Consider the following 12,942-nt stretch of genomic DNA (forward strand, 5'->3'; position numbering starts at 1 on the left):
GTGAGGAGAGCCCAAATCGTGCGAATGATTTGGTAGAATGGGAAGTTCCCGAGCCTAACAGAACCAGCTAGTCAAGCACTACTCCCGGCGGTTGACTTTACGTCACTTGGTTAGTGCAGCGCTACTACGGGCCGAGTGGTGCCAAACTCCACGGTAGCTTCTAGGCCTATGGAGTAAGGGCGGCTCTGGTGCAGGGTGGCCTGGTTGGGGTGGGCGTTGAGGGTGGTCAGCCCGGCTTCGGCTACGGGCCCTACGGCCATGCTCCACTTAGCCGTAGCAGGCTGATAGCGGACACCGGCCCCGCCGCGTACCGTAGTCATAACCTTGCGGTAGGGAGAATCCTGCGAAGACAGGGTGTAGGTGCGGGTAACTGCCGGTGAGCCTTCCAGCTCCGAGTGGCTGTTTAAGAGCACATTTACGGCGGCACCCACTTTGGCGTACAGTGAAGCTCCGGGCTTGCTTGAGCCATAGCGCACCATCACGGGCACGCTGGCACTCCGGTACCGGTACGAGGTAGTACGGGCCACTTGAGCAGTAGGTGCCCGCATTGCAGAGCTGAACAGTACAAGGTCACTGCTGCGTACCTGCTTGCCGTCAATGAAACCATAAGAAGTGGCGGACTTGGCCCGTTGCTCAGCTACTTCAACCCCTGAGCCCACACTCCACTTTTTGTTGATGGCATAATCAACCGTGAGAGCTACGCGCTGGGCTAAGCCAGCCCGCAGGTTGCGGCGGTATTCCGTTTCAGCATCCTCGCGGTAGTAGCTATTGAGGGCCAGCGTTAAGGCATCCGCCTTGAGCTTGCTGTCTGCCTGGGAGAAGTTGATGTTAGGATTGTAGGCGGAAGCAGCATAGGTGCCTCCTACCCGCAAACGGTGCCACAGCTTAGGTGCCTCGCGCTCTTCCGGCTCCGGAGCCGTTACAGCCGCCAGTTGGCTGGCCGCCGGAGCGGGCTGGGCTAGCAGGGAAGGCTTCAGCGTATCAGGCAGGCCTAGGCCCAGAGAGCTACGCAACCGCGACGTCAGATACGATAGGCCCATCAGCTGGTCAGAGGCGGTGGCGGCGCCATACTGGCCTTGTGAGGCAAACCCATAGTTAATGCCCCCCTCAGCAGCGCTGCCGGAGCGGCTATAGTCCTTAGGATAGCTTGTGGCAGCATAGCTACCCAAGTGCCCTGCCTGGTAGGCCTGTTCTCGTGCAGCTGCAGTTGCGCCGGCCGCAGCATACATGTTGTCAGCAGCTCCTGCCGCCGAAGTATATGCCTCTGACTGGCCTAGCGGACCAGTTGCCAGTAAGCCTGAGGTTTCTCCAGCAGCGTTAGGCTGTGCCCCCGTAGTGGCCAGCTCAGTTGTAGAGCCCTCGGGGCCAGCTTGGGCTGCCCTACCCTCCGTAGATGCTCCAGTGCCTAGGCCACTTGCCGCGTTACCGGAACGTGCATCAGAGGAAGCTATTTGCCCAGCCTTGCCTTTATTCAGCTGCCACAAAGCGGCCCAGCCACCAAAGCCCAGCGCCAGCAGCAAGCAGGCGGCGGCCACCCAACGGTGTACCACCAGCCGCCGCCGATAGGAGTCATTTTGTTGTACTACCAGCTCATGATCGAGCTGTTCCCAGAGGTTCGTGCGTGGCTGAATTTCGGCCTCCGCGAAGGTTTGCCGGAACAAATGTTCCAGGTCACCGGAGGGGCGCGGGTTGTTAGACATATTATTAGGAGCGGAAGCCATGAGTACGCTGAGCGTCGAGGCGCTCTACTTTACTTTTCAAGATTGCCCGAGCCCGGGAATATTGTGATTTGCTGGTGCCTTCGGAAATTCCCAGCATCTCGCCGATTTCCTTGTGCCCATAGCCCTCAATGGCGAACAGGTTAAACACCATGCGGTAGCGCGGTGCTAAGTCCTGAATCATCAGCAAGAGCTCTTCGAAATTGTAGTTTGAGAGGGTAAACTCTTCGCCGGCCAGGTCCTCGGGGTATTCCCCACCGTCGCTGACGGCTACCAGGGGGGCGTTGCGGCGGTGCTGGCGCAAGGCGGCATTCACCATGATACGGCGAATCCAGAATTCAAGCGGGCACTCTCGCCGGAAACTGCCCAGATTTTTAAACACGGTCAGAAACCCCTCCTGCAGTACATCTTCGGCTTCGAAGGTGGTTTGGGCGTAACGCATGCACACGGCCATCATGCGGCCCGCAAAACGTTCGTAGAGGTATTTCTGCATCAGGCGGCTACCAGACAGGCAACCGTCCAGCAGCTCATTGTCGGAGAGCTGCGAAGGCGGAGTGAGAGTACGCACAGGAGCGGATAACGACGAGGATAGGGACTCCGAGCGGCTGGTGGTAGTGGCTCGGCCCGGTAACAGGCTACGCAGCCCGCCCCCTCCTAATGAGGCCGACAAGGCGCTCATGGAGTTACCCGGCCCGCACGGGGTCCGGTAGTAAGACGCTCACCAGCGGCCGGCCCCTCCTGGGGTTCATGTCCGCGCAAGTAAGAATGCTGCATACGCTACTAAAGTCGGATAAGCTTGATGCTAAACTGGTAGTTGAAACGCCGCTTTTAGCAGGTAGGGCGGCGTTCTGTGATGGAGATGCCGGGTCACGTCTGTTTGGTTGCATACCATCCCGATAAATTTAAAATTTCCGAATTATAGCGCTACTAAGCACTAGACAGACCAACGCATTTTATCTACAATAACCTTATACCACATTACAATGTATGTACATATATTGGCGTATTCTTTACTGCCTCTTGCAGCAACTTAGTGTCTGTACATACGTTTGGCAGACTTCATCTTCCTCCATTTCACCCAAATCCAGTACCATATGAAAACCCTCGTTCTGTTTTATTCCACGTATGGCCACGTGTATAAGCTGGCTGAAGCGGTAGCCGAAGGCGCCCGTCAGGTATCTGGTAACGACGTAGTGGTTAAGCGCGTGCCGGAAACCCTGCCCCAGGCTATTCTTGATCAGATTGGGGCCACTGAGGCGCAGAAAGCGTTTGAGCACATTCCGGTAGCCTCCCCTAATGAGTTGGATCAGTACGATGCTATCATCTTCGGTACTCCTACTCGCTACGGCAACGTGTGCGGGCAGATGCAGTCGTTTATGGACGCTACGGGTGCGTTGTGGGCTCAAGGCAAGCTGGTAGGCAAAGCGGGCGGCGTATTCGTGAGCACGGCTACTCAGCACGGGGGTCAGGAAACTACCATCCGCTCTTTCCACACCGAGCTACTGCACCATGGCTTCGTAATTGTAGGCCTGCCCTACGCTTGGCAGGGCCAGACGGGCCACGAAACTGTAACGGGCGGCACTCCCTACGGCGCCAGCACCGTGGCCGGTGGTCAGGGCGAGCGTCAGCCCAGCGAAAACGAGCTGGAAGGCGCCCGTTTCCAGGGCCGCCACACCGCCGAAATTGCCAGCAAGCTGTCAAAATAATCAGGCTCACTCACTTCATACAAAAAGCCCAGTCAGGATATCCTGGCTGGGCTTTTTGCTGGGCATATACTCAGCCTACAACTGGTTATAGGCTTTAATCAGGCTGGCAAATGACTCGCGGTAGGTGTCGCCGATGGGGAGCAGGCGGCCCGCCACCTGCACTTTGCCTCGCTCTAGGTGCTCGATGCGACTCAAGGCTACCAAGTACGACTTATGAATACGGGCGAAACGATCGGGCGGTAGTACCTCATCCACTCGCCGGAACGACTGCAGCGTGAGCACCTTGCCGGTGGTGGTGTAAATCATGAGGTATTCCTTCATGCCCTCGATGTAGAGGATATCATTGAAGGCAACGCGCTGCAGCCGGTGCTCGTTTTTCACAAACATTGCATCAGAAGAAGCCGACTGATGCTCAGCTGGGGCGGCTGGCGCTGGGGCTAGGCCAGTAGCAGCCGGAGCAGCGGCGCCCCCGTTTAGTTGCTGCCTCACCTTTTGCACAGCCTGCAAAAACCGCTCAAAGGCAATGGGCTTGAGCAAGTAATCGGCGGCGTTTAGCTCGTAGCTACGCACAGCGTACTGGTCGTAGGCCGTGGTAAAGATGATGCGCGGACCGGGCTGGGGCAGTAGCTGAGCCAGCTGCACCCCTGTTAGGCGCGGCATATGAATATCCAGAAATACTAAATCCACGGGCGTATCCTGCAGGAAAGCCAAGCCAGCCAAGGCGTCATCAAATTGCCCTTTCAGCTCTAGGCCAGGTACCTGGGCGCAATAGTCAGCCAGCAGGTCAAGGGCTAGAGGTTCATCATCAAGGATAGCGCAGGTCATGAAAGGAAGGTATGAGGGGCTGATGGTTGATGGGCAACTAGGTGGAGTAAATATACTGGCCTTCAGTGTTCTGCTCAGATGCTTGCCTACCAGATGCCTAGTTTAGCCTCAATGGTTGCCTGAGCAGTGTGAGCAGGGTTGTGCTAGGCCAGTAATTGCCAGCTTGCTGCCATCAGTTTTGCAACGTGAGAGTAACCTGATGCTGGCCGGGTGGGGTTTGCACCTGCAGCGTGTAGCGGCCGGAGTAGAGCAACTCAAGCCGCCGGTGCAGGTTTACGAGGCCCACGCCGCCGGGCTGTTTAGGCAGGTCACGGGAGGCATCGGGGTCGGCCACATAGTTCAGCACCGAAAACCGGAGCAGCCCATCAGGAGTCAGATTTAGGGTAATATGCACGGCTACTGGCCTAGCCGCCAAATCTCCGTGTTTAAAGGCATTTTCTACCAGCGGCAGCAGCAGTAGCGGCGCAATTGGGTGAGCACAATCGGGGGAGGTACCGCTGATGTCTAACCGGATGGCATCGGGCGCGGAGGCGGGCAAGCGCAGGCGTTGTAGGTCCAGAAAGGCATTTAGGTGAGCCAGCTCCCGGCTGAGCGGTACCATATCGGTGCTGCTTTCATAGAGCAAGTAGCGCATAATCTCCGCCAGGCGCAGCACAGCCTCCGGGGCTTTGTCTGACTTGCGGCTGGTGAGGGAATAGATGTTATTGAGCGTGTTGAAGAGGAAGTGGGGGTTGATTTGGGTTTTGAGCATGGCCAGCTCCGTAAGCAACTGCTGGCGCTCCTGCTCACGGCGGTTGCGCTGCCCACGCACGTAGTCGCCGGTGATGCGCAGGGCCGAGCTGCTGCCCACAATGAATATACCCGCAAACCCCGCGGCCAGTACCCGCATCCACTCCTCCGAAATAGCTGGCTTGGCAGGCTTGACAATGGTAGTAACTGATTTTTTCTGTCCGGGAGCTGTTTCCGTGACCTGATAGGTACGGCCCGCCTTTTTCGGCGACGTGCGGTAAGTAATCTCCCCTATCACCAGTGCGTATGGCCCTACCAGCAGCGCCGCTAGCAATACGTACTGAATTACCTGGGCTCGGGCCAGCGTGCGAGGGATGAGCCAGCGCCAGGTCACGTAAAATAATGTAGCAGCTGCGAGGTCCTCTACTACCAACCGGCCTAGCAGTTTTAGGAGCGGTTGCCACTCAGCAGCTGTTGCCGGCACATGTGGCAAGGCCGAAACCGGTCCGATAAGCTTTAGGCCATCTAAGGCCAGCAGCCATAGCCATAGCAAAGCATGAATTCCGCGGGGCACCCGCCCGGCATCCGGCGCCGCCGACCAGTTGGTGGGCCGCAGCAAGGAACCGAGCCGGGCCCGCCAGCTACGCCGGGTAGCGGCTTCCTCTGAACCTAGGCCAACAAGCGGTACGGATGATATTTCCATTCCTAAAAATACGGCTCTACCCGTGCCAATGGCGTTGCTTTTCAATCAACATACCTACATAGACCGCCAACGGCCCCTCTCCCCCCGTGAAACTCTTTTAGGCCAGCTGAGGGGCGGCCCGGTAGTGTTTGGCGGGTAAAATCAGCTGTTACGGGCTTGGCACTTTGGGTTGGTTGAATAGCAGAAATAGGATATAGAGCGCCCCCTAGGTTTGCTTCCAGTTCGACGATTCTTTCTGCGCTATGACTACACCTACATTGCTCCTGGAAACCCAGGGCCTGTCCTTCCGCTTCGGCAAGCGGCCTATCCTCCACGATATTAACCTGCAAGTGCCCACGGGCAGCATCTACGGCTTTCTGGGGCCAAACGGAGCAGGTAAAAGCACTACCATGCGGTTGCTGCTAGGCCTGTTGCGGCCAGCGGCGGGCAGCGTGCAGCTCTTCGGGTACGACCTGGCCAAGCACCGGGTGGCCCTGCTGAGCCGGGTAGGTGCTCTTATCGAAAACCCTTCGCTCTACGACCACCTCACGGGGTACGAGAACCTAGAAGCCACCCGCCGCCTGCGCGGCATTCCGGCCACGCGCACCGCCGAGGTGCTGGAGCTGGTAGGCCTCAGCCCCGATTCAGCCCGGCGGCCCGCCAAGGAGTACTCCCTGGGTATGCGCCAGCGCCTAGGCCTAGCGTTGGCCCTGCTGCCCAACCCGGCGCTACTGATGCTGGATGAGCCCACTAACGGCCTCGATCCCAATGGCATAATTGAGATGCGTGAGTTGCTGCGGCGCCTGCAAAGCCAGGGGACTACCATCCTGCTCTCCAGCCACCTCATTGCTGAGATTGAAAAGGTAGCCACTCACGTGGGTGTTATTCAGCAGGGCAAACTAGTCTTCCAGGGTAGCCTACCTGAGTTGCAGCGGCTCCAGACTGGCCGGGCTCACCTCGTGCTGGAAACGGAAAGCGCCGACACCTGCCGCAACCTGCTGCCTCAGCTGCTCGGGGAGGCCACTATTACTGGCCTGAGCACTCTGCGCTTGCCCTACCACTCCCGCGAGCAGGTAGCCACGCTGGCCGAAGCACTGGTAGCCGCCGGTCAGCCCATCTATGGGTTGCACTCTGAGCAGCCCAGCCTCGAAGACACCTTCCTCCACCTCACTGAAACCAACGCCGCCATATGAGCGCTACCCTACCCTCCGCCGAGTTTGCTGTAGCCCTGCCGGCTACTCCCTCACCTCTGCAGCAGTTGCAGCGCACGTTGTCGGGCGACATGCTGAAGCTGCGCCGCACGGCCGCGCTCCGGTTGTCGCTGTTCAGTGGGGCGCTGCCTGTGTTGCTCACGTTCTGCATTTTCTACTTCAAAGGGCAATACATCATCAAAGGCGGCATTGATCCGTGGCCGAAGTTTGTGAGCATGGCCTGGCAAACGGCCGGCACCTTGCTGCTGCCCCTGTTTGTGGTGCTGCTCACGAGCCTAATTGTAAACGTCGAAACCAAATCGGGGGCCTGGAAGCACCTCTTTGCTTTGCCAGTGGGCCGCGGAGCGGTGTTCGTGTCTAAGCTGCTGGTGCTTCTGGGCCTCAACATGCTGGCGTTGCTTCTATTTGCAGGTCTGTTGCTGGGCGCTGGGTTTCTGCTAGGCCTAGTGAAGCCAGGGCTGGGCTTCCAGAACCACCAAGCACCGCTGGAAACGGTACTCTGGATGTTTGGCCACACCTACGTGGCTACGCTTGGGCTGCTGGCGGTGCAATACATCGTGAGCCTGTACTGGCGCTCTTTCGTGGTGCCGGTAGGCGTGGGTATGGGGGCCGTGGTAGCTACTATTGCCCTGCTCAACTGGGAGCACGTGGACAAGATTCCGTATTCGGCCCCCTTGGGCACCACCATGCAGATGAAAATGACGAAGCTTGGTGGCCTAGAGGTAGCTCACACCTTGTTCAAGCACGAGTGGTACAGCCTGGCGTGGTTTGCCGGCGCTCTACTGCTAGGGTACGTGTTGCTCCAGCTGCGCCGCGCCGATTAAGTGGCCTAGCCCACCTATTTCTTCAGGCTTAATGCAACCCTACTAAGCTCAACAGTGCCTCTGCGCCAGCGTGGCTCTTCAGTACTCCGCTTCTCCCACTCAGCCCCTGTTTCTAACGGCTCAGCGGATTTCACTTTCTACTTCCTCCTTTTTACCTGCTCTTTGCTATCGCAATCTGCTTTTCTCCGATGAAAAACTCCTATCTACCTCTATCCTTATTGTTAACGGGCCTGTTGTCGGCTCCTGCTATGGCGCAGACTGCGCCGCCGGCGGGTGCACCCGCTGGGGCACGCCCAGCAGGCGCGCCGGGCCAGGCGCCGGCTGCCAAACCAGTTTTACCGCAAACCCCACAGGGTGCTGGCCGCCTGACGGGTGTTATTCTGGATGCTGCTACCAAGAAGCCCGTTGAATATGCTACCGTAGCCCTGCTGCCCCTGGCCGGCAACACGCCCATTGATGGCACCGTCTGCGACGACCGGGGCCGCTTCAACCTCAAAGGCCTAGCTGCCGGTTCTTACCGGGTACAGGTGAGCTTTTTGGGCTACACGAGCCGCACTGAAAACGTTACTATCACGGATGGCGCTACCGACCTGGGCACCCTAACGCTGGAGTCATCGGCGCAGAAGCTGGGCGAGGTAACCGTAACCGGCGAGCGGGACGTAGTGGAAACCAAGCCCGACCGTATTGTTTATAATGCCGATAAAGACATCACAAACTCGGGTGGCACTGCGGCCGACGTGCTGCGCAAAGTACCGCTGGTAAACGTAGACCCCGAGGGCAACGTGGAACTGCGTGGCACTAGCAACGTGCGCGTGCTCATCAACAACAAGCCTTCTGGTATTGTGGCCTCCTCGGTGGCTGATGCCATGAAGCAGATTCCGGCCGATCAGATCAAGAGTGTAGAGGTAATTACCACGCCCTCGGCCAAGTACGACGCCGAAGGCACCGGTGGCATCATCAATATTATTCTGAAGAAGAACAACCTCGAAGGCTTGAACGGCTCAGTAGGCCTAGCGGGTGGCACGCGCAGCTCCAACGGCAATGCTACGCTCAACTACCGCAAGGGCAAAGTGGGACTGAGCAGCTCGGTCAGCGGTTTCGCGTTCTACAGCCCCAACCGCAGCGACCTGCGCCGCTACCTGCCCGGAACCAATGGCGAGGAGATGCTCTCTTTGGTGCAGAACGGGGATGGCAATACCATTGGGGGTGGCGGCTTCGGACGCCTGGGCCTCGACTACGACCCGGCCAAGTACCACAACCTGACCCTGAGCCTGCAGGGCAACCTGTTCCGCAACAGCGGCGACCAGAGCCTCTACAACAACAGCCTTTTTCCGGTACGGCAGGAGTTTCTGCGCGACTTCGACCGGAAATTCCATACTCAGAGCTACGATGTAAGTGGCAGCTACACTCGCACCTTCGAGCAGAAGCGCCGCGAGTGGAGCGTGCTGGCCCAGCATACCCGCAACCGCAACAACCAAGAGTACGCCCTCGACCAGTTCAACAACGAAGGATTTGGCTACGGTCCCGAAACCGGCATCGACTACCGCGAGCGGAGCCTCAACCTGGCCAAAAACCTGGAGACCACTCTCCAAACTGACTACGTGCAGCCCTTCTCCGAAACGGCCACGCTGGAAACAGGCGCCAAAGCCATCCTGCGCCGCGTGAGCAGCGACTACGACGTTTCGGAGGACCAGACCGGTAATGGCCCGCTGATTCTGAGCAACACCCGCTCCAACGTGTTCGATTACGACCAGGATGTACTGTCGGCGTACGGCACCTATGGCTTCAACATCAGCAAGAAGGTGAGCACCCGTATCGGCGCCCGGGCCGAGAATACGCGCATCAATGGCCGCTTTGCCCAGCAACAGGATGAAAACTCGGGCCTGAAGCAGAACTACACCAATGTGCTGCCGAACGTGAGCTTTAGCTTCCAGCCCCAGAACCCCAAAAAGCCGGGACAAACCGTGCGCCTGGCCTACTCAACCCGCATTCAGCGCCCTCAGATTTTTTACCTGAACCCCTTCCGGAACACCACCGATACGCTCAACGTGAGCTACGGTAACCCTGAGCTGCGCCCCGAGCTGACGCATAGCTTCGAGCTGAACTACACCACCTTCATTAAGGGCTCGGTGGTCAACATCTCAACCTACGCTCGCCGCACCAACAAAGCCATTGAGTCGTACCGGTTTGTGGATGAGTTTGGGGTTAACAACCAGACCTTCCGTAACATTGGCCGCAATGCCACCTACGGCGTGTCGCTGTTTACCTCGGTGAAGCCTGTGCCGAAGTGGGACTTGAGCGGCAACGTGAACGTGTACTACGTGTCGCTGAAAAGCCCCGCACTGGGCTTCAACAACGATGGGGTGATGTACAACCTGAACCTGAACTCCAGCTACAAATTCGAGAAAGGCCTGAGCCTGCAGTTCTTTGGGGGCCTCAACTCGCCACGGGTGCAGCTCCAGGGCAAGCAAGCTGCCTTTACCTTTTACTCCATGGGCCTGCGCAAGAACCTGCTTAAGGATAAGGCCGACCTGACCCTGAACGCCGACAACTTTCTCTCGGCCACCCGTAATCTGAGCACCGAGCTGAACAGCCCCGGCCAGTTCCGCCAAGTGAGCAACAACTACATCTACCTGCGCGGGGTGCGCCTGGCGTTCAACTACCGCTTCGGCAAGACAACTGCTCAGCCCCAGAAGCGCCGCCGCAGCATCCAGAACGATGATACGAAGCAAGGGGAAAGCACCGGCCAAGGCCAGCAATAGGTGAACTTGTGAAGTAGCAGCCTACTCACGCACCTCATCCTAACGCAAAAGGAGTTACTCTCATTAGCACAATTGGCCTAGCTCGTTGTGCTGATGGAAGTAACTCCTTTTTGCGTGAGGACGACGTGCTTGTGCTTCGCTACCTTCTGCTACTGCAGCATTTCCTCACACATACTTGTGATAGCGCAGCATTTCCATGAAGGCATCGCGGTAGGTTTCGCCAATGGGGAGGGCGGTGCCGTGGACCTGCACGCGGGTGCGCTCCACGTACTCCAGGTGGCGCAGGCTGATGAGGTAGGACTTATGGATGCGGGCAAAGCGCCCCGGCGGCAGCAGCTCCTCCAGCTTCCGAAACGACTGTAGCGTCAGGATTTTGCCGCCGCCGGTGTAGAGCATGAGGTATTCCTTTTGCCCTTCCACGTAGAAAATATCAGCCACTGGCACCCGCCGCAAGCGGTTGTCGTGGCGCACAAACAGGGCTTCTCCGGCTGGGGCTTCAGCAGCCGCTTCCGGCGCGGGCACGGTTGGGGCAGCCGAGTGGCCTAGAGCGGCGCGGGCCCGGTGGGCGGCCTGCACAAACCGCTCGAAGGAAATGGGCTTGAGCAAATAATCCAGGGCTGGCAGCTCATAGCTCTGCACGGCGTAATCGGGGTGGGCGGTGGTGAAGATGATGCGCGGGCCGGGCTGTGGCAACAGCTGGGCCAGCTGTAAGCCGGTAAGACGCGGCATTTGGATGTCTAGAAATACAACATCGACGGGGTTGTCCTGCAGAAAGGCTACGGCCGTCAGCGCATCATGAAATTGCCCTTTCAGCTCCAGAAATGGCACCTGCCCGCAATACTCGGCCAGCACCTTCAGGGCCAGATGCTCATCATCAACGATAGCACAGGTGAGCGGGCGGCGCGCGGTAGCAGATTCCATTGACAGTGAATGAGCGAGTGAGTGAATAAGTGCAGTAGCCTGCTTAACTACTTTGCAGTTCGTTTTAACGCCATGAAGAGCGTAGCTAAAGCATCTCTCTCCGCAGGCTAACTACAGGCCTAGAAGCGGTAGTAATGCTACAGCTGCGCTCAGCCTGGCAGCCTTTAACTATTGCTTACTAGGCCTAGGCCAGTGGTTGGGGCTGAGGCACGCCAGAAGCCGGAACCTCTTGCGGAATGGGAGCGGCTCTTGGGCTTGCAAGCGCCTTTCTATCCAGCTGCAACGACATTCGGACGGAATACTCTTCATTGTTCTCCACTACCACCAGGGCGTGCTGCTCAGGATAGAGCAGAGTGAGGCGGCGCTTGAGGTTGGCTAACCCTACCCCGCCCCGGCCGGGCGGCACGGCTCCCGCATTAAGGCGACGGTTGCGTACTGAGAAGTGCAGTTGTCCATCATCGGCTAGCTCCAGGGAAAGGCGCACTACATGTGGCCTAGCGGTTAGGTCGCCGTGCTTGAAGGCATTTTCTACCAGCGGCAGCAGCAGCATGGGTGGCAGCTGGTAAGCATACTCGGCGCCCGGCGGCAGCAGTACCGTGAACTGAATAGCTTCGTCGGCCTCGTCGGGCGGCAGGCGCAAGTGCTGTAGCGTTAGGAAGCTCTGCAAGTGGCTGATTTCGCGGGCGAGCGGCACGGTGTCGGCAGCGCTGTCGTAGAGCTGATAGCGCATAAGCTCCGAGAGGCGCAGCACCGCCTCGGGTGCCTGGGGCGAGGCATTCAGCGTGAGGGAGTAGATGTTGTTGAGCGTGTTGAAGAGAAAGTGTGGGTGCAGCTGGGTTTTGAGCAGTGCCAGCTCAGTGCGCAAGTGCTGCTTTTCCAGCTCGCGCCGGTCGTCTCGCTCGCGCAGATAGTCGCCAGCCAGCCGCAGGAAAAAGCTAAGCAGCAGAATCTGGCCTCCCAGCAGCAAGTAGTACGACTGCAGCACCCGCACATAGTACTCCAGCGTTTGCGAGATGCCCTGAATCTTCACCTCCTCAAAGGCATAGCTCAGGCCAATACGCAGGGCCGTAAATGTGGCCAGGCCTAGGCCTAGCGTGAGGAAATAACCAGGAAGCCGCGTCCGGACGAATAGGTGCGGCATCAAAAGCCAGTTCAGATAGAACAGGCCCGAGTCGAGCACGTCCGTCAGGAAGGCATTGAGCCAGAAGTTGTCTTCCAGCACTGGCAGAAACGGCCCAACGCGCAGCAGCCGCAGCTGAATGTCGAAGTACAGCAACAGGCCTAGCCACACCAAATGCGGCCAAGGCAGGCTTTTCAGAAACCGGGGAAGTTGCAGAGGACGGCGGGCCGAGGAGAAAGAATAAAGCATGCGCAAGCTGGGGGCACTTCACGCCTTCCAGCTCCAAATTAACCATTCCTAGGCCAGTGCGGTGCACTTTTCAACCACTGGCAGCGGTGCTTCAATCAATCCAGTGCTGGCTTCAGCGAAATACTGGGCAGATGGCGCACTAGGCTACTCTGCTAGGCTGGTAGAAGTAGAAGTGGGTTTAGTATAACGCGAAGA

Annotated in this window: 10 protein-coding genes; 4 read left to right on the forward strand and 6 right to left on the reverse strand. The window is 58.2% G+C overall.

The window, feature by feature from the left end; genetic code table 11:
• Positions 1–110 precede the first annotated feature (110 nt).
• Complete coding sequence (locus EU557_RS07660) at positions 111–1,700, reverse strand: outer membrane beta-barrel protein (RefSeq protein ID WP_167855121.1); 1,590 nt, start codon at positions 1,698–1,700, stop codon at positions 111–113.
• Between the two features lie 4 nt (positions 1,701–1,704).
• Positions 1,705–2,286, reverse strand: coding sequence for an RNA polymerase sigma factor (locus EU557_RS07665; RefSeq protein ID WP_245326199.1), 582 nt, complete (start codon positions 2,284–2,286; stop codon positions 1,705–1,707).
• A 526-nt stretch (positions 2,287–2,812) separates the two neighbouring features.
• On the opposite strand from EU557_RS07665, the gene wrbA reads away from it, so the two are divergent.
• The gene (gene wrbA, locus EU557_RS07670) at positions 2,813–3,424 is read left to right on the forward strand and encodes an NAD(P)H:quinone oxidoreductase (protein WP_135529811.1); all 612 of its coding nucleotides are present in this window, start codon (positions 2,813–2,815) and stop codon (positions 3,422–3,424) included.
• Positions 3,425–3,499: 75 nt separating this feature from the next.
• On the opposite strand, the gene EU557_RS07675 is transcribed toward wrbA, so the two are convergent.
• Positions 3,500–4,249 (reverse strand): LytR/AlgR family response regulator transcription factor, encoded by a 750-nt coding sequence (locus EU557_RS07675; protein WP_135529812.1) that lies wholly within the window; start codon positions 4,247–4,249, stop codon positions 3,500–3,502.
• A 172-nt stretch (positions 4,250–4,421) separates the two neighbouring features.
• On the reverse strand, positions 4,422–5,681 hold the full coding sequence (locus EU557_RS07680) for a sensor histidine kinase (RefSeq protein WP_135529813.1): 1,260 nt from the start codon (positions 5,679–5,681) through the stop codon (positions 4,422–4,424).
• A 242-nt stretch (positions 5,682–5,923) separates the two neighbouring features.
• Here EU557_RS07680 and EU557_RS07685 point away from each other — a divergent pair, with 242 nt between their 5' ends.
• The 3 genes from EU557_RS07685 to EU557_RS07695 all read left to right on the forward strand — a co-directional run bounded on the left by EU557_RS07685 (position 5,924) and on the right by EU557_RS07695 (position 10,457).
• Positions 5,924–6,853, forward strand: coding sequence for an ABC transporter ATP-binding protein (locus tag EU557_RS07685; RefSeq protein ID WP_135529814.1), 930 nt, complete (start codon positions 5,924–5,926; stop codon positions 6,851–6,853).
• Complete coding sequence (locus tag EU557_RS07690; protein WP_135529815.1) at positions 6,850–7,695, forward strand: ABC transporter permease; 846 nt, start codon at positions 6,850–6,852, stop codon at positions 7,693–7,695. The genes EU557_RS07685 and EU557_RS07690 overlap by 4 nt, the downstream gene beginning before the upstream one ends.
• 188 nt (positions 7,696–7,883) lie before the next feature.
• On the forward strand, positions 7,884–10,457 hold the full coding sequence (locus tag EU557_RS07695; RefSeq protein WP_135529816.1) for a TonB-dependent receptor: 2,574 nt from the start codon (positions 7,884–7,886) through the stop codon (positions 10,455–10,457).
• A gap of 165 nt (positions 10,458–10,622) precedes the next feature.
• Here EU557_RS07695 and EU557_RS07700 read toward each other — a convergent pair whose 3' ends face one another.
• Together EU557_RS07700 and EU557_RS07705 are read right to left on the reverse strand one after the other, a co-directional pair.
• Positions 10,623–11,378, reverse strand: coding sequence for a LytR/AlgR family response regulator transcription factor (locus EU557_RS07700; RefSeq protein ID WP_135529817.1), 756 nt, complete (start codon positions 11,376–11,378; stop codon positions 10,623–10,625).
• A gap of 184 nt (positions 11,379–11,562) precedes the next feature.
• Positions 11,563–12,747: a sensor histidine kinase gene (locus EU557_RS07705; RefSeq protein WP_135529818.1), complete on the reverse strand. Its 1,185-nt coding sequence runs from the start codon at positions 12,745–12,747 to the stop codon at positions 11,563–11,565.
• Positions 12,748–12,942: the final 195 nt, after the last annotated feature.

The sequence above is a fragment of the Hymenobacter wooponensis genome, from assembly GCF_004745865.1.
Taxonomy (GTDB): Bacteria; Bacteroidota; Bacteroidia; order Cytophagales; family Hymenobacteraceae; genus Hymenobacter; species Hymenobacter wooponensis.